Source organism: Fusicatenibacter saccharivorans (assembly GCF_027667425.1).
GTDB classification, from domain to species: domain Bacteria; phylum Bacillota; class Clostridia; order Lachnospirales; family Lachnospiraceae; genus Fusicatenibacter; species Fusicatenibacter saccharivorans.
Map to the genome: position 1 here is coordinate 161,470 of NZ_JAQEGR010000003.1, position 23,686 is coordinate 185,155.

The 23,686-nt window shown below is 48.1% G+C and carries 20 protein-coding genes and 1 tRNA gene; 20 read left to right on the forward strand and 1 reads right to left on the reverse strand.

Annotated elements, in window-relative coordinates:
• Positions 1–338 precede the first annotated feature (338 nt).
• From PGS38_RS04225 to PGS38_RS04320, 20 genes are all read left to right on the forward strand, one after another.
• Positions 339–1,643 carry a substrate-binding domain-containing protein gene (locus PGS38_RS04225; protein ID WP_055228556.1) on the forward strand — a complete coding sequence of 435 codons (1,305 nt, stop codon included), beginning with the start codon at positions 339–341 and terminating at the stop codon, positions 1,641–1,643.
• A 147-nt stretch (positions 1,644–1,790) separates the two neighbouring features.
• The gene (locus tag PGS38_RS04230) at positions 1,791–3,299 is read left to right on the forward strand and encodes a sugar ABC transporter ATP-binding protein (RefSeq protein ID WP_055228555.1); all 1,509 of its coding nucleotides are present in this window, start codon (positions 1,791–1,793) and stop codon (positions 3,297–3,299) included.
• Between the two features lie 17 nt (positions 3,300–3,316).
• Positions 3,317–4,969: a galactose/methyl galactoside ABC transporter permease MglC gene (locus PGS38_RS04235; protein ID WP_055228554.1), complete on the forward strand. Its 1,653-nt coding sequence runs from the start codon at positions 3,317–3,319 to the stop codon at positions 4,967–4,969.
• Between the two features lie 172 nt (positions 4,970–5,141).
• Positions 5,142–6,740 carry a response regulator gene (locus PGS38_RS04240; protein ID WP_055267740.1) on the forward strand — a complete coding sequence of 533 codons (1,599 nt, stop codon included), beginning with the start codon at positions 5,142–5,144 and terminating at the stop codon, positions 6,738–6,740.
• An 86-nt stretch (positions 6,741–6,826) separates the two neighbouring features.
• Entirely contained in the window at positions 6,827–8,662 is a 1,836-nt protein-coding gene (locus tag PGS38_RS04245; protein ID WP_270475958.1) for a cache domain-containing sensor histidine kinase, read from the forward strand.
• Positions 8,659–9,609, forward strand: a complete 951-nt coding sequence (locus PGS38_RS04250; RefSeq protein ID WP_055267736.1) for a substrate-binding domain-containing protein — start codon at positions 8,659–8,661, stop codon at positions 9,607–9,609. The genes PGS38_RS04245 and PGS38_RS04250 overlap by 4 nt, the downstream gene beginning before the upstream one ends.
• 13 nt (positions 9,610–9,622) lie before the next feature.
• Positions 9,623–10,672 (forward strand): galactose ABC transporter substrate-binding protein, encoded by a 1,050-nt coding sequence (locus PGS38_RS04255; protein ID WP_330427082.1) that lies wholly within the window; start codon positions 9,623–9,625, stop codon positions 10,670–10,672.
• A 75-nt stretch (positions 10,673–10,747) separates the two neighbouring features.
• Entirely contained in the window at positions 10,748–11,320 is a 573-nt protein-coding gene (locus PGS38_RS04260) for a DUF6553 family protein (protein WP_119188926.1), read from the forward strand.
• Between the two features lie 55 nt (positions 11,321–11,375).
• Positions 11,376–11,798: a PPC domain-containing DNA-binding protein gene (locus PGS38_RS04265; protein ID WP_119188927.1), complete on the forward strand. Its 423-nt coding sequence runs from the start codon at positions 11,376–11,378 to the stop codon at positions 11,796–11,798.
• Between the two features lie 88 nt (positions 11,799–11,886).
• Complete coding sequence (bilS, locus tag PGS38_RS04270) at positions 11,887–12,384, forward strand: flavodoxin family protein BilS (RefSeq protein WP_119188913.1); 498 nt, start codon at positions 11,887–11,889, stop codon at positions 12,382–12,384.
• A gap of 170 nt (positions 12,385–12,554) precedes the next feature.
• Complete coding sequence (locus PGS38_RS04275) at positions 12,555–13,928, forward strand: MATE family efflux transporter (RefSeq protein ID WP_118666912.1); 1,374 nt, start codon at positions 12,555–12,557, stop codon at positions 13,926–13,928.
• Positions 13,929–14,245: 317 nt separating this feature from the next.
• Positions 14,246–14,560, forward strand: a complete 315-nt coding sequence (locus PGS38_RS04280) for a helix-turn-helix domain-containing protein (RefSeq protein WP_022461712.1) — start codon at positions 14,246–14,248, stop codon at positions 14,558–14,560.
• A gap of 338 nt (positions 14,561–14,898) precedes the next feature.
• The gene (locus tag PGS38_RS04285; RefSeq protein ID WP_118595948.1) at positions 14,899–16,107 is read left to right on the forward strand and encodes an RtcB family protein; all 1,209 of its coding nucleotides are present in this window, start codon (positions 14,899–14,901) and stop codon (positions 16,105–16,107) included.
• A 48-nt stretch (positions 16,108–16,155) separates the two neighbouring features.
• The gene (locus PGS38_RS04290; RefSeq protein ID WP_117510109.1) at positions 16,156–16,410 is read left to right on the forward strand and encodes a helix-turn-helix domain-containing protein; all 255 of its coding nucleotides are present in this window, start codon (positions 16,156–16,158) and stop codon (positions 16,408–16,410) included.
• A gap of 140 nt (positions 16,411–16,550) precedes the next feature.
• Positions 16,551–16,634: transfer RNA gene (locus PGS38_RS04295), tRNA-Tyr, on the forward strand.
• 130 nt (positions 16,635–16,764) lie between these two features.
• Positions 16,765–17,304, forward strand: coding sequence for a hypothetical protein (locus PGS38_RS04300; RefSeq protein WP_119188915.1), 540 nt, complete (start codon positions 16,765–16,767; stop codon positions 17,302–17,304).
• An 8-nt stretch (positions 17,305–17,312) separates the two neighbouring features.
• On the forward strand, positions 17,313–18,698 hold the full coding sequence (locus PGS38_RS04305) for a TrkH family potassium uptake protein (RefSeq protein ID WP_117801552.1): 1,386 nt from the start codon (positions 17,313–17,315) through the stop codon (positions 18,696–18,698).
• A 15-nt stretch (positions 18,699–18,713) separates the two neighbouring features.
• On the forward strand, positions 18,714–19,370 hold the full coding sequence (locus PGS38_RS04310; protein ID WP_118640769.1) for a potassium channel family protein: 657 nt from the start codon (positions 18,714–18,716) through the stop codon (positions 19,368–19,370).
• Between the two features lie 11 nt (positions 19,371–19,381).
• Entirely contained in the window at positions 19,382–20,152 is a 771-nt protein-coding gene (locus PGS38_RS04315; RefSeq protein WP_055228546.1) for a TrmH family RNA methyltransferase, read from the forward strand.
• A gap of 175 nt (positions 20,153–20,327) precedes the next feature.
• Complete coding sequence (locus tag PGS38_RS04320; protein WP_270475959.1) at positions 20,328–21,800, forward strand: polysaccharide deacetylase; 1,473 nt, start codon at positions 20,328–20,330, stop codon at positions 21,798–21,800.
• A gap of 90 nt (positions 21,801–21,890) precedes the next feature.
• Here PGS38_RS04320 and PGS38_RS04325 read toward each other — a convergent pair whose 3' ends face one another.
• Complete coding sequence (locus tag PGS38_RS04325) at positions 21,891–23,657, reverse strand: DUF885 domain-containing protein (RefSeq protein ID WP_158583783.1); 1,767 nt, start codon at positions 23,655–23,657, stop codon at positions 21,891–21,893.
• Positions 23,658–23,686 lie beyond the last annotated feature (29 nt).

Consider the following 23,686-nt stretch of genomic DNA (forward strand, 5'->3'; position numbering starts at 1 on the left):
TCTCGCCTGCAAGAGGATTTTAGATCTCTTACCCCGCTTAAAGCATAAGTAAGAAATAATACAAAAAAAGCAGTGCTGCAGAACGCAAACTACAGGAAACAGATGGGAAGGCGTACCCGAGGTACGACAAAAATCTGTCATGCGGTAATTTGCGCTCTGTGGGACTGCTTTTTTGCATGATTCTTGGAGTTTTGGGGAATTACGACAAGAAATAACCAAAAATTTCAATAACTAATCCAAAAATATTCTATTTTTTTTCAGACCGCTTGTGATTATAATGAATTCATCAGCTAGGAACGAAGCGAATCTAGCAAAATCACCAAACGGGAGGAATAAAAATGAAAAGAAAAGCATTAGCAGCAATTATGGCAGTAGCTATGGCAGTATCCATGGCTGGTTGTGGAGGATCCACATCAGAGTCTAAAGATTCTACCCAGAAAACAGAAACAGCAGATTCTACGGCATCAACGGGCGGAAGCGTAGAAAACAAGGACAAACCTCTGTGCTGGTTCAACCGTCAGCCATCCAGCAGTGCTACCGGCGAACTGGACAAAGATGCTCTGAACTTCAACGGAAATACTTATTATGTAGGTTTCGATGCAAACCAGGGTGCTGAGCTGCAGGGACAGATGGTTCTGGATTACATCAAGAAAAACGCAGACACGATCGACAGAAACGGTGACGGCGTAATCGGATATGTTCTGGCAATCGGTGATATCGGACATAACGATTCTATCGCCCGTACACGTGGTGTTCGTTCCGCACTTGGAACAGGTGTAGATGCAGACGGCGGAGTAGATTCTACACCGGCCGGAACAAACGTAGACGGAAAAGCAAAGGTTGTGCAGGATGCAACTCTGGATGTAGACGGAAAAACATATACCATCCGTGAGCTGGCTTCTCAGGAAATGAAAAACTCAGCAGGTGCAACATGGGATGCTGCAACAGCTGGTAACGCGATCGGAACATGGACAGCTTCCTTCGGTGATCAGATCGATGTTGTAGTTTCCAATAACGATGGTATGGGAATGTCAATGTTCAATGCATGGGCGAAAGACAACAAAGTTCCTACCTTCGGTTACGATGCAAACAGCGATGCTGTAGCAGCAATCGGTGAAGGATATGGCGGAACAATTTCTCAGCATGCAGACGTTCAGGCTTACCTGACACTGAGAGTTCTGCGTAACGCACTGGACGGTGTAGACATTGATACCGGTATCGGTACAGCAGATGAAGCCGGCAACTGCCTGACAGAGGGTGAGGATTACAGATACAGCGAAGAAGAGAGATCTTACTACGCATTAAATATTGCTGTAACAGCCGATAACTACAACGATTTCACAGATTCCACAAAAGTTTACGATAAAGTTGCAAAACAGCTGGATGAAAGCAAGAGCCCATCCAAAAAAGTATGGCTGAATATCTACAACGCATCGGATAACTTCCTGAGCTCTACCTATCAGCCACTGCTGGAGAAATATGATGATCTGCTGAACCTGAAGGTAGATTACATCGGTGGAGACGGACAGACAGAGTCCAATATCACAAACCGTCTTGGAAACCCGAGCGAGTATGATGCTTTTGCAATTAACATGGTTAAGACCGATAATGCAGCAGCATATACATCACTTCTCTCCAAATAATTTGAGACAGAATAAGAGTGTAAATGGTAACGATTCGGAGCCATGCGAAATCGAGATGAGGTCTCTGAATTGTTACCGTAAATGAATGAAATTATAGAGGGGTGTCAGCAATGATACCCTTCTTTATTAAGAAAAGGAAGCGCAGCTATGACAGATGATAAGAATAAATATATCTTATCGATTAACGGCATGAGCAAATCGTTCGGTAGAAATAAGGTTCTGAAACATATCAGCATGAATGTCAAACCTGGAACCATTATGGGACTGATGGGTGAAAACGGTGCCGGAAAATCGACAATGATGAAATGCCTCTTTGGAACCTATCAGAAAGATGAAGGAACCATCGTATTGGACGGAAAAGAAGTGAATTTCTCCGGCCCGAAGGATGCACTGGAAAACGGAGTGGCAATGGTACACCAGGAGTTGAACCAGTGTCTTGAAAGAAGTGTTGTAGATAACATGTTCCTTGGAAGATACCCAAAGAATTCCGTTGGAGTGATCGACGAAGGAAGAATGAAAAAAGAAACATCAGACCTGTTCAGAAAACTGGGAATTACAGTTGATCTGACGCAGCCAATGAAGAAAATGTCTGTATCTCAGAGACAGATGTGCGAGATCGCAAAAGCGATTTCCTATCATTCCAAAGTCATTGTACTGGATGAACCTACATCATCCCTGACTGCACCGGAGGTTGAAAAACTCTTTAAGATGATGCGTCAGCTGAAGGCGCAGGGAATTGCTCTGATCTACATTTCACATAAAATGGATGAAATATTTGAAATCTGTGACGAAATATCCGTACTGCGAGACGGAAGCCTGGTCATGACCAAGCCAAGTAAAGAAACGGATATGAACGAACTGATCGCCGCCATGGTTGGACGTTCTCTGGACAACAGATTTCCGCCTGTAGACAATACACCGGGAGAAACGATTCTCTCCGTACAGAATATATCAACAAAATATGCACCGAAACTGCAGAATATTTCCTTTGATATCAAAAAAGGAGAAATTTTCGGATTCTATGGTCTGGTCGGTGCCGGTCGTACGGAACTTCTGGAGACCATCTTCGGAATTCGTACAAAAGCAGAAGGAAATATCGTATATGATGGAAAAGTACTGAACTTCTCCTCCCCGAAAGATGCTATGGATCACGGATTTGCTCTGATTACAGAGGAAAGAAAAGCCAATGGTCTGTTCCTGAAGGGCGATATTACATTCAATACTACCATTGCGAATATGAAGCATTATAAGAGCGGAGTCGCATTATCGCATGACAAGATGGTGCGTGCAACGGCTGAAGAAATCAAGATCATGCATACAAAATGTATGGGACCGGATGATATGATCGCCAACCTTTCCGGTGGTAATCAGCAGAAGGTCATCTTTGGTAAATGGCTGGAGCGTTCACCGAGCGTATTCATGATGGATGACCCGACACGAGGAATTGATGTTGGAGCAAAATATGAAATTTATGAACTGATTATCAATATGGCGAAACAGGGAAAAACAATCATCGTTGTTTCTTCCGAAATGCCGGAGATTCTTGGTATTACCAACCGAATCGGTGTTATGTCTAACGGACGTCTGGCCGGAATCGTAAATACCAAAGAAACAAACCAGGAAGAATTATTGAGACTCAGTGCTAAATACCTGTAACAGGAGGAAAATTGGAAATGGCAGAAAACAGCGTTATTATTTCGTCGGAAGAAGAAGCAAAGCTTTTGAAGCCGATCGATGAATATGTGGAAGAAATCCAGAAAAAAATCGATGCATTACGTGCAGACGGCTTTGACAAAGTGAGCGATCTGAAAAAACAGATCGCGATTGCAAAAGAAAACAAGAACTTATCCGCAACACAGAGAGATAAGATCATTGAAAACAGCAAAAAAGAGCTGGAAAATGCAAAAAAAGTAGAAGCAGACAACAAAGAAGAAATCAAAAAGCTGATCGCAGAGGCAGAAAGCTATCTGGCCGCGCATTACAAAAAGGATTATTACGACGTAGTAAACAAAAGCTGCAAAGCTGCAAAAGCAGAAGAAAACAGCAGATATGAGAAGGTCAAAGCAGATCTAAAGAGCGAGCATCAGAAAAAGGTTGCTTCTCTGAAGGGTGCAGAAGAGATTAAGGCTGAGAAATATGTGCTCAAAAATAAATTGTTTGATGCACAGATGGCTCACGAATCGAAGCTTCAGGAGATCAAGGACAGAAGACATGAAGCATTCATGCATAAATATCACCTGATCGACCTGTTGCGGGCTTCCAAATTTACATTCCCGCAGCAGAGAATACAGAAACTGGAAAATTACAGATATACCTTCGATTTATCTCAGTTCCTGTACAAAAACGGTCTGTATATTGTAATCATTCTGATCTTCATCGCACTGTGTATCATCACACCGATCGTTAAAAATACACAGCTGCTGACTGTTACCAACATCCTGAATATCTTACAGCAGGCATCCCCGCGTATGTTCCTTGCACTTGGTGTTGCCGGTCTGATCCTGTTAACAGGTACCGACCTTTCTGTGGGACGTATGGTTGGTATGGGTATGGTTACAGCAACCATCATCATGCATAACGGAATCAATACAGGTGCCGTATTCGGACATGTATTTGACTTCTCCGCTATGCCTGCTACAGCGAAAGCACTGTTTGCACTGTTAATGTGTGTAATCCTTACGACAGCATTTGCCATGATTGCCGGATTCTTCATGGCGAGATTCAAAATGCATCCGTTTATCTCTACCATGGCGAACATGCTGATCATCTTCGGTCTGGTTACCTATGCGACCAAGGGTGTATCCTTCGGTGCGATTGATTCTGCCATCCCGAATACTTTCATTCCGCAGATCGGAAAATTCCCGACCATCATTCTGTGGGCTGTTGCAGCAGTTGCCATTGTATGGTTTATCTGGAACAAAACAACTTTTGGCAAAAACCTGTATGCGGTAGGTGGAAACCCGGAAGCGGCAGCAGTATCCGGTATCTCTGTATTTAAAGTAACAATGGGAGCATTTATGCTGGCAGGTATCCTGTATGGCTTCGGTTCCTGGCTGGAATGTAACCGTATGGTTGGTTCCGGTAGTGCAGCTTACGGACAGGGATGGGATATGGATGCCATCGCAGCCTGCGTAGTTGGTGGTGTATCCTTTACCGGTGGTATCGGTAAGATCTCCGGAGTTGTAACCGGTGTACTGATCTTTACCTCCCTGACATATGCCCTGACGATTCTGGGTATTGATACCAACCTTCAGTTCATCTTCGAAGGTATCATTATTCTGGCAGCTGTAACACTTGACTGTCTGAAATATGTACAGAAAAAATAATGAAAGATTCATAAACAGATAGAATATAAGACAGCCCGGTCGTCCGATGGATGACTAGGGCGGTCTTTTATTCTGTTCTGGCAAAAATTTTTGTAACTATTCATTCAGCAGAGAGCAATCTTCTGCTATAATGAAGGAACAACAACGTACTCCGGAAAACAGGGGGATAAGAATGGAACAATATAAAGTGATTCTTGTCGATGATGAAGTAGAGGTCATCGATGTTATGAAAAAAAAGATCCATTGGAATGATCTGGGATTTGACGTAGTGGGAAGTGCCACCAACGGCGTGAAGGCTTTGGAGCTGGTGGAAAAACTTCAGCCGGATGTGGTACTGACGGACATTAAAATGCCTTACATGGATGGACTGGAGCTGGCAAGAAAACTGAACCAGGACTATCCTAATATTTACATTATGCTTTGCACCGGCTTTGACGAATTCGAGTATGCGAAAGAGGCCGTCCATCTGGAGATTAAGGAATATATGCTGAAACCCATCAGCGCCACCGAGCTGTCAGAGAGCCTGATGAAGCTGAAAACAACACTGGACAGGGAACGGGAAGAAAAGTTAAATGTAAAAAAACTGGAAGACTATTTCCAGGAGGTATTACCAAAGCTGCAGTCCAATTTCTTCATTTCCCTGATTGAAGGAAGAGTCAGAGAAGAGGACTATGAACGATTCCTTTTGGATTATCAGGTGGATATGAAGGGACCTTTGTTTTGCTGCATTATCTTTCATACCTCGGAAAATGATGTGCCGGATGGGATGAATCCCTTATTATTATCCATGTCCGTGGAACGGGAGATCAAACAGCGGCTGATGGAGAACTGTAATTGCCAGGAATTCATTTATATGGGTAATACCATTCTGATTATGGAACTCCATTCAGAAGATGAGATAGCTCAATTGACGGACAAGTGTGACCGGTTCTGCCGCTGGGCATGGAGAATTATGGGGGCGGCGGTTACCGCAGGGATCGGAACCGTCTGCAACAGTCTGTACGACATCAGTATTTCCTACGAGGGAGCCAGAGAGGCGGTATCCTATCGTGTCCTGTACGGAACGAAACGAGCCATCAATATCGCGGAGATCGTTCCTAAAGAGTCAAAAAAGGCGGTTCCCTTAGAAGAGACAAGGATGCAGGAGCTGTTTCGTGCCATCCATGTAGGGGATCAGGAGAAGATCCGGAAAGAAGCCATCAAAGAGACAGAAAAGCTCCATAAGAATGCAGCCACCATCAGCCAGTACAATCTGGCTACCATGGAGATTGTCAGCGGATTTTTCAAATTCTGTGCCAATAATTCCATGGATTTCAATGAAATTTCCGGAAATGTACAGAACCTTTATGAAAGAGTGACTCAGTTGGATGAAAGCTCTATGACAAACTGGATCATCAATATGTCTATGGCGATCAGCGAAAAACTGAGAAGTACCAGAAACAGTACCTCCAGACGGATCATCACCGATGCACAGAACATCGTAAAAGACAGATATATGGAACCGGCGCTCTCGCTGGATGATGTGTGCGCAGATCTTGGTGTGTCCAATTCTTACTTTTCGTCCATCTTTAAAAAGGAAACCGGTCAGTCCTTTGTCTCCTATCTTACCGATTACCGAATGGACAGGGCAGAAGAAATGGTGCTGAACACCGATGAAAAAAGCTATAAGATCGCAGAAAAAGTGGGATATCAGGATGCGAACTACTTCAGCTATGTATTCAAAAAGAAATTCGGTGTTTCCCCTTCCAAATACAGAGCTTCCGGAAAATAAAAAGACGGAAAGCAGAAAGAGCAAGCACAGAAAGACTCCGAGAGTACATCAGGCAGAAAAGAGGGAACAGGTGAAAGGGAAAATACATGAAAGATAGAAAAAGAAAGCCGGATTCCAGGAAGAACATCGTATTTAACATACAGTCGATCATCCTGTCTGTCCTTATGGCGATTTCACTGGTTACGATCATTGTAATGGGATTGCTGCTTTACCATCGATTCAAGCTGGCATTGGAAAAAACAGCAGTGGACAACACGGAAGCTACTGTAGAGGCTACCGTGGACCGGTTAGATGCAGACCTGCTGGATATCCGGCAGATTATAAACGGGGCAAACTACAACGTGGTCCAGCAGTTTGATATATCCAGCGGGGAATTCTCGGAGCAGTTCAGTCTGCTCTATGAGACCAACTCCGATAAGATCCAGAGCCTGGCTTTGTATGACCCCAAAGGAAATCTGATTGCATCGGAGCCGGTGGCGGCAGAAAAGAAAAATGTGAAGGTGCAGACGCAGGAATGGTATAAAAATGCGGAAGATGCCATTGAAAATATACACTTTTCCACACCGCATATCCAGGAGCTGTTTGAGGACGGCTCTTATCGGTACCAATGGGTAGTTTCCCTGAGCAGGTATGTAGATGTCAACAAGGGAGAGACACCGGAAACCGGTATTCTTTTACTGGATATGAAATATTCTGTGATCAGGGACGTGATGAAGCAGATCAATGACTGTTCCGGCGGAATCTACTATTATCTGACCAGTCAGGACGGAGAGATGATCTATCATCCACGGGGAACGGAGTTAAACCGCGGATTATTTGAAGAAAACAGTCTGGACGCGGCAAAATACGAGGACGGAACCTACGAGATCCGTTCCGGCGGTCAGAACGAGACCGTGATCGTCGGCAGCGTAGCCTATACAGGCTGGAAAATGATCGGTGTTGTGCCGGAGAGTGTGCAGGCGGCAAACTACAAGAACTTCCGTTACTATGTATTTGCTACTGTTCTGGTTCTTATGGTCATGCTTTTGGAGGGAAACCAGCTGGTTTCCCGGAAGATATCCAAACCGATCCGGGAGCTGGATGCTTCCGTCAAGGCCCATGAGGCAGGAGGAAAACCGGATATCTATATCGGCGGCTCCTCGGAGATCCGCCATCTGGGACATTCTGTGCAGAAGTCCTATGAACAGATCGAAAAACTGATGGACGAGATCATCCGGCAGCAAAATGAACGAAGAAAAAGTGAACTGGATGCCCTGCAAAGCCAGATCAACCCCCATTTTCTGTATAATACACTGGAGTCCATCACATGGATGGTGGAAGCCCAGGAAAATGAAGCAGCGGTTCGTATGATTTCCGAACTGGCAAAATTACTTCGTGTCAGTCTGTCACGGGGTAAGACCATCATTCCCATTAAGGATGAGCTGCAGCACAGCAGAAGCTATATGAATATCCAGCTGGCCCGGTACAAAGAGCGGTTTAAAACAGAATTCCGGATTGAGGAAGAGATTGAAAACTACTGCATTGTAAAGCTGGTGATCCAGCCCATCCTGGAAAATGCCATCTATTATGGCGTTGGCAATATGGATGAGGATGATGGCGGCATGATCATCGTCAGCGGAAAAAAGAAAGACGAGGACATTCTGATCACCATCGAAGACAATGGGATGGGCATGCGGGAAGAAGTCCTGGAAAATATTCTGACGGATAACAGCAAGGTTCCGAAGCATGGTTCCGGTGTGGGCGTAATCAATGTGCATTCCAGAATCCGGCTGATGTTTGGCGAAGAATACGGACTTTCCATAGAAAGCGAACCGGACGAAGGAACAAGGGTTACGATCCGTATTCCGGCAATCCCATATACACCGGAAAACGCAGAAGCATTGGAATTACAAAAATACATACAGAGGAGACCGGGCGGATGAAAAAGAACAGAATGAAATTTCTTATAATTGAGTTTCTTTTGCTGCTGCTGGCAGTATTCTTTGTATGGAAGATTTTCGATCAGAACGTAGCAGAGCCCCGGATTGCGGTGATTCTTCCGGAGTCCGGTGACAAACGCTGGGATGCCCTGATCAAGGGAATGAAGCAGGCTGCGGCAGAGAACAACGTTCATATGATCATCTGCAATACGGAAGAGATCGACGGGCCGGAGGCGGAAAGAGAATTTATCAGGGAACAGAAGGACAACGATATTGATGGCTTTATCATATATCCGGCACCCGGTCATGAGACGGAAAATATGCTGAAAAAAGAGTGTGGAAATAAACCGTATCTGCTGATTGCAGATGGTCTGGCGGTAAAAGAAGGGAAAACTGCCAGTCCCACGATCCAGCCGGATTACCGGGAGATCGGAAGATGGCTGGGAGAACGGCTGAGAACAAAAAAGCAGAAGATCGGAATTATCGCCGACTGGAAAATGTCCGAGGCTGTACAGGCGGAGATTTGTGGATTGAACGAGGCGCTGGAAGGCAGCGAAAGCAAGATCAGCTGGTGTATTTACCGGAGAAAAGAACAGGACATTGTGGAGCGGATGAAGAAGGAAACAGAGGCGGATGCTCTTGTCATCCTGGATGCAGGAATATTGGAAGAGTTTGGAGAGCAGGCAGAAAATGGAACATACGAGGGCGCGGAGCTCTATGGAGTGGGTTACAGTCTGAAGACGATTGCACTTCTGGATAACGGAAACATTCAGGGGCTGGCTGTGCCGGACGGATATGAAATCGGCTATAAAAGTGTGGAAGAAATAACCAAAAGGATCGAGCACAGGTCTTATAAAATGCAAGGATATATAACCGAATATCAGGTACTTGGCAAGGAAAATTTCTCTATGGACGAAGATTTAGAAAGGTTTTTATATTCCTATGAATAAAAAGAAAAGAAGGGTGGCAGTATTATTATCTGCCACGATAGGGAGTGCGGTGCTTGTGCTGTCGGGGTGTTCCGGCAAGTCGGACCAGACAGAGAAAACCCTGCGGGTCGGAGTGATAACCTACACGCAGGATGATCCTTTTATCAATGGACTGACGGATGAACTGAAGGCGCAGCTGAAAGCCATGGAAAACAAAGAACGAAGGATTATCGTATCGACAAAAAGCGGAAACGACGATCAGCAGGAACAGAACGAAAAGGTGGAAGAGATGATTGATGCCGGCTGTGATGTGCTCTGTATCAATCTTGTGGACCGGACAGCTCCGTCCCGGATCATCCGAATGGCAAGGAATGAAGACATTCCGGTGATCTTCTTTAACAGGGAACCGGTAAGAGAAGACCTGATGCAGTGGGAAAAGCTGTATTATGTGGGCTGTGATGCAGAACAGTCCGGGATCATGCAGGGTGAGATCGCAGCAGAATACATCAACAGCCATCCGGAAGTCGATAAAAACAAGGACGGAAAGATCCAATATGTGCTTCTGGAAGGAGAAGCGGGCCATCAGGATGCCATCAGCAGAACGGAATATTCCGTAAAGACACTGATGAAAAAAGATGTTATACTGGAAAAGCTAAGTTATCAGTTAGCGGACTGGAACCGGGGACAGGCGGAAAACCGCATGAACCGTCTGATCAGCCAGTACGGAAAAAAGATTGAACTTGTTATGTCCAACAACGATGAGATGGCACTTGGGGCTGTGGAAGCCTATCGGAAAGCAGGCTATGTCCGTGAAGACTGGCCGGTGATCTTCGGAATTGATGGTCTGGAAGAGGCTCTGGAAGCCGTAAAAGCAGGAGAAATGCAGGGCAGCATCCTAAATGACAGAGTGGACCAGGCAAAAGAAATGGCGAAAATGGCAGTGAAGCTGTTCGAGGGAGAGGACTTTGACCAGGAAAGCCTGAAAGAAGGCCGGTACTATTTTTCGGAATATCAGAAAGTAGACGGTAGCAACATCGATGAATACCTGAACGCAGAAGAGGCAATTTCCCACTCCGAAATGTGAGCAGGAAGCCTGCGTTTGCAGGCAGAAAGAGAAAGTGGAGATGTATCTTTACTTCACAGAATGAGGAAAAAACAGATGGAATATACATGGACCAAAGATTTTTACCAGGAGACAGATCCGGCGAAACGGCAGCAGATCTTAAAAGAACATATCGGAGAGGAGGAAGCCTGGGAAGAAGAATACCGGGATCGGCTCTGGACGGCCCGATACGGAAAACGGAGGCTCCAGAAGGATGAATTTGTCAAATGCCTGATGGAACTGAAGTATCTGGCGGAAGGAACCTCTCTGGATCTGGGAGGCGACAGAAGAAAGATGGGAGCCCGGATTCTCTCCACGTTGTGCCTGGCGGAAGCCATGCAGTCAGAGGAGAGATATCAGAAAATTCTTGAGGATGAACTGTACAATGTATTCCTGAAGTTTATTCAGGTCAGCAGAGGAGGCAGAGGATTCACCTCTCTGGTATTCGGCATGGGACAATTATCCGAAGAAGGAATCGCGAAAAAAATCGCCGAGCAGATCAGTGTGATCGTCTTTAAGGCGCCCCGCCTGCTTCGTATGGAAAAAGAATTCACCCTGCTTCGGGAAGCCGCGCTCCGGGCATATCGGCAGGAGTATCCGAACAGGGAGCATTTCCTGAACAAATATTGAGATGATTGCAGGAAATATCTGAAAAGTGACAGACGGAAAGAGAAAGGAAAACAAAATGGAATACAGAAAATTTGACAATGTCATAGTAGCAAGGATTGACAAAGACGAGGAAATACTGGAGCAGCTGAAGGTAATTGCCATAAAGGAGAATATAAAGCTTGCCGGTATCCAGGCTCTTGGAGCGATCAACGATTTCACAGTTGGAGTATATAAGACAGACAAAAAGAAATATGATGCAAACAGCTTCCAGGGGTATTATGAAATTACATCACTGACAGGTACAATCAATACAATGGACGGAGAATATTATGCGCATCTTCATATGAGCGCCGGAAATCAGAACGGCGAGGTGGTTGGAGGACACCTGAACAGAGCGATTGTCAGTGCAACCTGTGAGATGGTCATCACGGTAATTGACGGAAGAGTGGACAGAGTTCATGATGAGGAAACCGGACTTAATATCTTTAAGTTTGATTGAAGCTTGACAGGAAATAGCGAGAAACGTATTATGATTTAAGAAAAAGTCGATTTCCCGCATAGATGCCGGAAAAGGAGGTATATGGGCTATGGGCAAGGAACATTATTCGATCCTATTTTGCAGCTTAACCGGTAATACAAAGAAGCTGGCTGATGCAATCTATGAAACACTGCCAAGAGACAAGTGTGATTATTTTGGTACGAACGATTCGCAGGTACCGCAATCCGACGTATGCTATATCGGATTTTGGACGGACAAAGGGAATGCGGACCAAAAGACATTAGAATTGTTGTCGAAATTAAAAAATAAAAAGATTTTTCTGTTTGGAACAGCTGGATTTGGCGGAAGTGATGCCTATTTTGAAAAGATTCTCGGACAAGTCAAACAGTCGATCGATGCAAGCAATACGGTCATCGGTGAGTATATGTGCCAGGGAAAGATGCCGCAGTCTGTGCGCGAACGGTATGTGAAAATGAAAGAAAACCCGGAACATCCGGCCAATCTTGATCTGCTGATTCAAAATTTTGACCGTGCTTTGTCACACCCGGACAGCGAAGATTTGGAAAGATTGAAAAAGTCATTATAAGATAGAAAAGTATGTTGTGCTTGATAAAAATAATCAGATAAGAGCAAAATTCGCGAAATGATTGCAATGGATCGTCAAATGGAATAGAATGGAGAGAAAAAAGAAAGGTGTGAAAAAGGCAGGGCTGGCAAAGCATATCCGGCAGATGAGGTCATGCAGAAACAAAAACAATGAAAACTACAACAAAACAAACTCATTTATACAGTAACACGGATCTTCGCAAGCTTTTAATTCCGATCATCATTGAACAATTGCTTTCTTCCCTGATGGGAACTGTCGACACGATGATGGTCAGCAATGTCGGGTCTGCCGCAATTTCGGCAGTCTCGCTGGTGGATTCCATTAATATCTTAGTCATTCAGGCGCTTTCTGCGCTGGCGGCAGGAGGAGCGATTCTCTGTTCGCAGTATATTGGAAGCGAAAAACGGGATGGAGCAATCCGTTCGGCACAACAGGTGCTTTTTGTTATGACAGTTTTGTCCGTCGCATTATCCGCGGGCTGTCTGATTTTCCGTGTTCCGCTGCTGCGTGTTATTTTCGGGGCAGTGGAAGCGGATGTTATGAAAAATTCACAGGTGTATTTCCTGTTTACGCTGCTGTCATTCCCGTTTATCGGTCTTTACGATGCGGGCGCATCGATTCTGCGGGCGCAGAACAACAGCCGCAGTCCGATGGTGATTTCGGTGATTTCCAACTTTATGAACATCGGCGGAAATGCCATTCTTATTTTCGGCTTCCACATGGGTGTCGAAGGAGCCGCGATTTCGACTTTAATTTCGCGTATTTTCTGTGCGGTTGTCGTACTGTGGAAGCTTCGGGATGAAAGCAAACCGATTTTTGTGAAGCAGTATCTTTCCATTCGGCCGGACTTTGGTTTGATCAAAAAAATACTGTTCATCGGTATCCCATCGGGAATCGAGAACAGTATGTTCCAGTTTGGAAAGCTGGCGATTCAGTCCACTGTGTCCACACTTGGCACGGTTGCCATTGCCGCGCAGGCGATGACGAACATCCTTGAGAACCTGAACGGTGTCGCTGCGATCGGTGTCGGCATCGGACTGATGACGGTAGTCGGTCAGTGTCTCGGCGCGGGCCGGAAGGATGAAGCAATCTACTATATTAAAAAACTGTGCTGGCTGTCAGAAGTGGTTATCGTTGCAAGCTGTCTGCTGGTATTTGTGCTGACAAAACCGATTACGATGATCGGCGGTATGGAGGCAGAGAGTGCAAAGCTCTGCATGCAGATGATGATCTTTATCACGATTGTAAAGCCGCTCTGCTGGGTCATGGCGTTTGTCCCGGGATACGGCATGCGGGCCGCGGGAGATGTAAATTTCTCCATGATCACGTCCTGCTGTACGATGTGGCTGTGCCGTGTGAGTCTCTGTATTTACCTGTGCCGCGTATGGGGATTCGGCCCGATTGCGGTCTGGATCGGTATGGCGGCAGACTGGAGCCTGCGGTCCATTCTCTTTACCATCCGGTTCAAATCAGGAAAATGGCTGAATCATCATTTGATAGAAGAAAAGAAACAGGAGAGCTAAACATCTTCTTCCGGTAAAAAGGAAAGCGCATATGCAAGAGAGTCGTTGAGATGAGATTTTTGACCGCGGCTGGAAGCCGTACCGGATCAATCACCTGAGCTGGTGGAAAGAGGAGCTTGCATCCGAAGAAGAGATGGAAGAGGGACGGAACAATCTTGCAGCACACGACAATCGGAATGTAGATGAAAAGAAAATCCTTTTGTACGAACAGATCATTCGGGTTGTGTAGAAACAGGAAGAAAAAACTGGATTTTTCCAGTACCGGATGATAAGATAAAACTGTGTTTCGGGATGGCTTAAACATATGGAGGTGCAGGATGGAACCAATTTATTTGTCAATCCAGCAGAAAGAAACTGGCAGCCGCATCAAATCCCTTCTTCGTGAAAGCGGATACACCGTGAGAGACATTCAGAATGCCATGGGTTTTGAAAATCCACAGGCGGTCTATAAATGGATTTCCGGCAAGTGCCTGCCAAGTCTGGACAACTTTCTCATTTTAAGCAGATTATTAAACACAAGCATCGAAGATATCCTCGTCATTGACGGGGATATTCCTCGTTTCCGAAGCAAATACAGAGAAATCCGAGAAAGATTAAACCGCTGGTATAATGACAAAATCGTTATTTTGTGATACAGTGAAGAAAAAGCAGAAAAAGAACCGGTTAAAAAGGTTTTGGAAAGGAAAAACAGATGTCAGCAGGAATACGTTTTGGCTACCGCAATTTAGAACATACCCCAGAAGCAACGTTTGTCGTCAAACAGCGTGGCTTTGTTTTGATATGTTCAATTGAGAAAAGCGACAGAACGGATTCTGTGGAATATGATACGGGAGGATCAAATTAGACGACCGCATCAGACAACTGGATACGAACGAAGAGGAGCCGCTTATCTTATGTTGAACACATGGGATAGGTGGCTTTTTCTATTAAATTTTTATATCAGAACAAATTGAGAAGGGAGAAACCCGGAATGGATCAGATCGAAATCAAAGGAAAAGTAAATACAGCCATCTGCTATGCCAGGGTCGTAGAGGAGGAAGCCATCGAGCAGATCCGCCGCATGTGCGATTATCCGATGACGGAAGGCTCGCGGATCCGCATCATGCCGGATGTGCATGCGGGAAAAGGATGTACGATCGGAACAACGATGACCATCCGCGACAAGGCAGTGCCGAACGTCGTCGGTGTGGACATCGGGTGCGGCATGTACACCGTAAATCTTGGAAGAGCCGAACTTGATTTTGCAAAAATCGACGAGGCGGCACATGTTATCCCGTCCGGCATGAATGTCTGGGAGGGGAGACAGGAACGTTTTGACCTGATGACACTTGCCTGCAGCCGGGAATTAAAAGACACAAAACGCCTGGAGCGGTCGCTTGGAACCTTAGGCGGCGGCAACCATTTTATCGAGATCGATGAAGCTGCCGACGGCACAAAATATCTCGTCATCCATTCCGGCTCGCGGAATCTCGGAAAACAGGTGGCAGAGTATTACCAGAATCTGGCAGTGCGGCTGGACCGCGGTTATGACGAGTACCTGGAAAAACGCGAGGAGCTCATACGCACCTACAAAGAGCAGGGCCGCAGAAAGGAAATCCAGGAGGCGTTAAAACAGCTGCAGTGGAAACCGGACGAAGCGCAGATGCCGGAGGATCTCTGCTATCTGACCGGAAAATATCTGGAAGCCTATCTGCACGACGTGGAGATCTGCCAGCAGTTTGCACGCCGGAACCGGGAAAAAATGGCGGAAATCCTGCTGGAACGAACCGGCCTTACCGGCACCGATGCGTTCCACACGATTCATAACTATATCGACACAAACGAGATGATACTCCGAAAAGGCGCAATCGCAGCGCACAAAGGAGAACGAGTGCTGATTCCGATCAATATGCGTGACGGCAGTATTCTCGCCGTCGGAAAAGGAAATCCGGAGTGGAACGATTCTGCCCCGCACGGAGCCGGACGGCTGATGTCGCGTAAAAAAGCGAAGGAAACCCTGGCACTGGAGGAATACCAGAAGAGCATGGAGGGAATCTATACGACTTCCGTCAACGAACATACCCTGGACGAGGCGCCGATGGCGTACAAATCGCTGGATGACATTCTCGATATAGTCCGTGCATCGGTCGATGTCGTGGAGGTGCTGCGTCCCGTTTATAATTTCAAAGCATCAGAATAGAGGCGGAGGAAACCAGTAAAATTCCTCCGCAAGAAGGAGGAAGAAAAAATGATGGCAATTCCGTCAATTGATATGGAAGCAACAGGAAGAAACATTACAAGACTGCGGCAGCAGGCAGGCCTTACCGTCCGCGACCTGCAGGAAATTTTCGGTTTCACCACCCCGCAGGCAATCTACAAGTGGCAGCACGGCACCGCCATGCCGGCAATCGACAACCTGGTCGTGCTGGCAGCGGTACTGAATGTGTCGATCGATGAGATCGTGATTGTGGAGACAAGAGAGCTTGTGCTTGCGAGTGCATGAAGTCCGGTTCTGATCCGGCGCGCCGGAGCGGCAAAGCCCGAAGGGGGGGGAGCAATCCGCCCGGTGCGCAAAAAACGCAGGATTATACCGCAGGTTGAATGACAAACCACATACGATGAGATATAATAAAGACATAACAAGGGCAGGTAAGCCTAGCAGCGAAGGCGGCGGACTGTAAATCCGTTACAATAGAAACACCGTTGGTTCGAGTCCAACTCTGCCCATGCAAACCGGTCGCGGAAAGTCTCCCCCGGCTCCGTTGACTTTATATGTGCAAACTGATAAGATACTCATAAGTATGTTCTTATGGGTATCTTATTTTTGTATTTCAAAAAGAAAAGGGGAAATTAAATAATGACAAAAAAGAAAATCATTGGCCTTTGCATCGGCGCTGTCGTTCTTGCCGTGGCTGTGGCCGGTGTGAAGGAAGGCAGCTGGCTGATGAAGCATCGCCGGATGCAGAATGAGTTTACGCATGAGATGAATGCATTCACGACTAAAACAAACGCTGAGCTGATCCAGCCGACGATTGTTGCGGAGGATGATATCTACGGCTGGCTTTTCCATGAGGAAGATGACGGGCTGTACATGAATCTCTATTACCGGATCAAAAACGAGTCCAATCAGCACGAAATTGCATCCAGTGAATTTCCTGTGAAGATCAAAAAGGAGCTTCTTGCGGATGATGAAGTGTGGAGCAGAACGACGCGGACCGCGAAAAATCAGGTTCACGCGGAATACCTGGAAGGAGAAGATGACATGACGGTTTCGTTTGACGTCTATTACCAGTGTGAGGGTTCCTGCGGGGAATATTTTGCGGATATTACCGTGACGGACAGTGAGACCGGAAAGCTCTACTACAGCAGTGAAGCAGAAAATGAAGCGGCAGAATAGGAGGAGCGATGGCCGAAAAAGAAAGCAAAAATAAATGGCACACACCGGCGGAGCGGATTATGATGCTGGGGTTTGCTGCGGTGATTCTGCTGGGGACAATTCTTCTTTGCCTGCCGGTTTCTGCGGCGGACGGAAAAAGCGTTTACTGGCTCGACGCCCTGTTTACCGCAACGACATCTGTCTGCGTGACGGGCCTTGTCACCGTTCCGACGGCGACGACATGGAGTACCTTTGGAAAAATTGTGATCCTCGGGTTGATTCAGTTCGGAGGTCTTGGCATCATGGCGTGCCTGACGATGGTGTTTCTGATCCTGCGCCGGAAAATCAGTCTGCAGAGCCGTAAACTGATCCAGGACACTTACAATCTGCCGGTTTTAAAGGGCAGCGTCGGTATTGTGCGGAAGCTGCTGATCGGCACGGCGGCGGTGGAGCTGGCGGGAGCCTTTTTCTACAGCTTCTGGTTTGTGCCGGAATACGGTTTCTGGAAGGGAATCGGCTACAGCCTGTTCCACTCCGTATCCGCCTTCTGCAACGCCGGAATTGACCTCGTCGGGGAATCCTCGTTCGCCCCGTTTGTGACGAACCCTCTCATCAACTTTACGACGATGGGCCTGATTTTCTTAAGCGGCCTTGGCTTTCCGGTCTGGTGGGAAGTTCTGGAGCGCGTGCAGGATCTTGTAAAAGGAAAACGGACCCGGAAAAACTTCGTGCGCGGCTTCACGCTCCACACCAAACTGGTTCTGACGACAACCGTCATTCTTCTGTTCGGCGGGGCGCTTCTGATCCTCGCGCTGGACTGGAACAACGCATCCTCGCTTGGCAGCTTAAAACCGGCGCAGAAGGCTATGGCGGCCTTCTTCCAGTCCGTGACGACGCGAACCGCCGGCTTTGAGACGATCCCGCAGGCAAACTTCTCGGACGGCTCCGCGATGGTAAGTATGATCCTCATGTTCATCGGCGGCTCTCCGATGGGAACGGCGGGCGGTGTCAAGACGACGACTGTTGCGATTCTGCTCGTGGTCGTCGCATCCTACATCCGCGGCGATTCCGACACCGTGGTCTGGGGACGGAAGGTCATGGAAGAAAACATCCGCACCGCGGTCGTTATTTTCTTCTTCGCACTGACGATGGCATTCACCGCGACGGTGCTTCTGATCTCTGTCACCGGAAGTCCTCTGCTGGACTGCCTGTATGAGATCGTTTCCGCTGTGGCAACCGTGGGACTGACGCGGTCGCTTACGCCGACCCTTCCGGCGGCGGGAAAAATCATCGTAATTCTGGTCATGTTCATGGGACGTCTTGGACCGGTTACGCTGGCTATTGCACTGCGGCGGAGAAGCGGAAGAAAAGATGTGGATATCCAGCGCCCGGAACAGCGGGTGCTGATTGGATAAAAGAGGAGAAAAAACATGAGTAAACAATACGCAGTCATCGGACTTGGAAAATTCGGCTTCGCCGTGGCGACGACGCTGGCGCAGGCAGGAAAAGAAGTGCTCGCGGTCGATAAAGACCCGGAGCTGGTACAGGAGATCGCCGATCTCGTCACATATGCGGCGCGCGCGGACATCACCGACAGCCGTGTTTTTGCATCGCTTGGCATCAGCAACATGGATGTCGTGATCGTCGGCATCGCTGAAAATATGGAGTCGAGCATCCTCGCCACCCTGCAGGCAAAAGAGGCGGGCGTGCCGCTCGTCATCGCAAAGGGCATGAGCCAGATGCATGCCAATATTTTGAAAAAAGTCGGCGCGGACCGCGTCGTGATGGCGGAGAGTGAGACGGGCATCCGCCTCGGAAAAAGCCTGATTTCCGGTGGCTTCCAGGACTTCTTCATGCTGTCGGATTCGTTCTCCATGGTAGAGCTTCCCGTGCCGGAAGAGTGGACGGGGCATAACCTCGAGGAGCTGGATCTGCGGAAGAAATACAGTATCAACGTAATCGCCGTCAAGGACGGGGAAGACATCCGTGTCACGGTCAATCCGAAGACGCTGCTCCGCGCAGAGGAAGTGCTGATTCTGATCGGCGAAAACAAAGAACTTGCCAAATTGATGAAAAACAGGAAATGAGGGGACCATTCATGATTACAAGCAGCAGCAATGCACAGGTAAAAAACATTATTGCGCTGAACAAAAAAGCAAAAGAACGCCGGGAGCAGGACGTTTTCGTGGCGGAGGGCTGGAAAATGTTCCAGGAAGCGCCGCGGGAATGGCTGAAAAAAGTATATGTGTCTGAGAGCGGCAGCAAAATGCATGAAATGCCGTCCGACGGGACAGAATACGAAGTAGTGGACGACCGCGTGTTCCAGTCCATGTGCGACACGAAGACGCCGCAGGGTGTTTTAAGTGTGATCCGCATGCCGCATTACACCGAAGAGGAGGTGATGGACAACGGAAAGACACCGCTTCTGATGGTACTTGAGGATCTGCAGGACCCTGGAAATGTTGGAACAATCATCCGCACCGCAGAGGGCGCAGGAGTCACCGGCATCATCATGAGCCGCGGTACCGCGGATATCTTCAATCCGAAAACGATCCGTTCGACGATGGGCTCGATCTACCGTATGCCGTTTCTGATCGTCGACGATGCGGTCGGATTTGTAAAAGGCTTAAAAGCGCGGAAGATCTGTACGTACGCGGCACATCTGCATGGCGTGCATTCCTACCGCGAGGAGGATTACACAAAAGGAACGGCATTCCTGATCGGAAATGAGGGAAACGGCCTGACTGATGCAATGGCAGAGGCCGCCGAGTGCCTGATCCGTATTCCGATGGAAGGAAAAGTGGAGTCGTTAAACGCAGCGATTGCATCCGCCGTTCTCATGTATGAGGCACACGGCCAGCGCGCATAAAAGAAAGAGCGTTACCGGTTTTCTTACATTTCTCTTAACCTGCCGGAAACCTACTCGACAGAACCGGTATTTTGAGCTAAAATAGAAAGAGCAGAGTCCGGGCTGAATTTCTGTCAGTCCGGTAAAACTGTAATATTTGCCAGAAAAGCAAAAGCTGTTTTGGGAGGAAGGAAAAATGAGTGAGAAAAAAAACATCAGTAAAAAGGAGCTCCGAAGAAGAAAGCGGAAGCGTGCGCTGATGATCAAAACAGGAATTCTATGTGTTCTGCTTGTCATCTTCGGCATTGGAATCTGGGCTTTGGCCGGAGGAACAGAAAAAATCCAGCAGAAAGCACAGGAAAAAGAGGATCAGAAAACAGCAGAGGTGGACGGTTCCGTATCGTCGGACAGCACGGGAAGTGCTGAAGCGCCGACAACGAAAGCACAGATTATGGCGGAAGCCGATGCACTTGCGCAGACATACGATTACGATGGAGCCATTGAAAAGCTCCAGAGCGTAGAGGGCGCAGCAACCGACGCGGATATCATCACAAAAGTAGCAGAGTACACCAGCACGAGAGATGCCTGTGTGCGCGTCAACGTCAACGAAGTAACCCACATTTTCTATCATTCTCTTGTAGTCGATCCGCAGAAAGCGTTCTATCAGGACAACGCACAGACCGCAGGCTTCTGCCAGTGGATGACCACCGTGGATGAGTTCAACGCGATCACCCAGCAGATGTACGACAGAGGATATGTCATGGTTTCGATCAACGATCTCGTGAAAAAGACCGTAGATGATGACGGAACCGTTCATTACGAGGAAGGGGACATTTACCTGCCGGAGGGCAAGAAAGCATTCGTTCTTTCTCTGGATGACCTTTCCTATTACCACTCTTACGACGGACGCGGCATTGCCAGCAAAATGGTAGTCGGCGACGACGGAAAACCGACCTGCGAATACATTCAGGATGACGGAACTGTTGTGACCGGTGCTTACGACTGCATCCCGCTGATGGATCAGTTTATCGAAGCGCATCCGGATGCCGTATACCACAATGCGCGCGGAACCGTAGCACTGACCGGCTACGATGGAATCCTCGGATACCGCACCGACGGTGATTACAAGACGAGAGAAGATCTGACGGATGATCAGGTAGCATGGCTTGATGCACACCCGGATTTCGACTGGGATAAAGAGTGCGAGGAGGCGAAAAAAGTAGCCGATGCGATCAAAGCAGACGGCTGGACATTCGCAAGCCATACCTGGGGCCATATCCGTGTCGGCGACAAACCGATCGAGACGATCCAGGCGGATACCGAGAAATGGCTGACGTATGTTGCACCGCTCATCGGCGGAAGCGATATCATCATCTTTGCACATGGACAGGATCTTTCCGACTGGCATGATTACACGATGGACAATGAGAAGTTTGCTTACTTAAAGAGTCAGGGCTTCAACATCTACTGCAACGTAGATTCCTCCCAGTATTTCGTTCAGGTAAGAGACAATTACCTGCGTATGGGACGAAGAAACCTGGATGGATACCGTCTGTACCAGAACCTCTACGGAGGCGGCGAGGACAGAACAAGCGATCTGTTTGATTCTGCCTCTGTTATTGATCAGCATCGGCCGGTAGATGATCCATCCCTTTACAATTTAGGTTAAAGAATTTTGAAAATGAAAAAGATCTCACAGAACTTTCTATTATTTATAGAAGAAAGTCTGTGGGATCTTTTTTTCAGCAGGGCGAACCATTTACAGATATTTTTCTACGAGTGGAAACGGCAGAGGCCCGAGACGGAGCAGTTTTTCATGGAAACCGATCAATGAGAATGAGTCACCTTCCTGTTTCTGCACTTCCGAGAGGAGCTGCGAAAACGAGAGCGATCCGACACAGTATTTCAGATAGTTCGCCGGTGTCTCGAGAATATACTGATATAAAGAGGCAGCGGCCGACGCATCCGTGATGCCGAACTGCGCCAGAAAGGCTGACGCATCCGAGAGGAGCCATCCCTGGCTGTGGATTCCGAGATCCAGCAGCGAGCAGAGGGTAAGATGCACCGAGCGGTTCAGATACCAGAGACGGCAGAGCGCCTGCGTGTTTGCATCGAGATTACGTGCGGCGTAGCGGCAGGCATATGATTCAACGTAGGTTGCCCATCCTTCTACATAACCCGACGGCGCGTAGAGATGGCGGATCAGAAGCGGGTCGGAGCGCGAGAACGAGACGGTCTGGTACAGATGGCCGGGAAAGCCCTCGTGGGCAAGCGTCGAATACAGCTCGATGCCGGTCATCTCATCCGCGGGATTCAGGTAAATGGAGTTGGGTGAATTGACATCGGCGGGCGGTGTGAGATAAAAGGCGGGGCTTAAAAAATCCTTGAGGGAGTCATCCACGGTCTTTACTTCGTATGCGATACCCGAAAGAACGGGAAAATCTTCAGAAACGGCATTCTGCAGATCGGCAAGCATTTCCTCCGGCGTGGAGAACGGCAGCACGAGCGCCTGCTCGGAGAGGGAGAGCGACGGATTCTGATCGAGAATGATCTGCATTTCGGCACACTGGTCCGCAAGCTGCTGTGTTAAAAGGCGGGTCAGCTCCTCCGGTGAAGCGTCAACACCGACGCGGCTGCGGAGAAGATACGCATAGTAGGAAAGTCCGCCTTCCTGCCGGGAAAGACCGCCGGCGTTCTGCGTTCCTTTGCCGCGGAGTGAAGAAAGCGCATCGGAAAGAGAGCGGTAGGCGGGAAAAACACAGGAGGTAAGGAGTTTTTCATGCGTCTGCAGACAGAGATTCCTTTCCGCCTCAGAAAACAGTGAAGACGCCTGCAGTTTATTCTGAAAAACGGTGTGGAGCAGATGGATTTCCGGTGTATCCGCGTCGGCGAGAAAAGCACTGCACTGGCGGATAATGCCATCGACCGCAAGGTCATTCTGAAACACGCCCTGCCGGGATTTTTCCTGTTCGAGTGCGATGAGGTCGGAGAAATAGCGCGGGAGATCCTGCAGAAGATGGAGGTAGTCGGCGATATCCTGCTGTGTGCGGAACGGGTACTCTGCGAGCAGAATGGGAAGCTGTGCCTGAATCCCGAGCGACGGACCGAGCGGTTCCGCAAGAAGGCTGGTGCTGCCCGGCATTTTCTCGCAGTCCAGCTCGTAGAGCAGAAGATCGAGCGTGATCTGATTTTCCGCGGAGAGGCGGTTGCGATGAAAGGATGTGAGCGTTGTTTCCACACTCTGCAGCAGGGCATCATATGAGGTGCGGTCAGGGATGGAAACCGTGCCGAACGAGGCGGTGCCGGGGGCAATTCCGCGGGAAGCCGGATCAGCGAGGGTATAGTGGAGCGTGATGGCAGAAGAGGTTACCTCGGAGTGGAACCGTTCCTCCACATACGCGGAAAACCGGCGGTTCTCACCAGGGGAAAAGAACGGGGAAAAATACCAGAACAGCAGGGCGAAAAGAAGTCCGCCGCACAGAAGCAGAGGGAACAGGATGCGGCGGTGCAGAGAAGCTGGTTTCATAGAATAGGCTCCGGTGCGGACAGTTATCA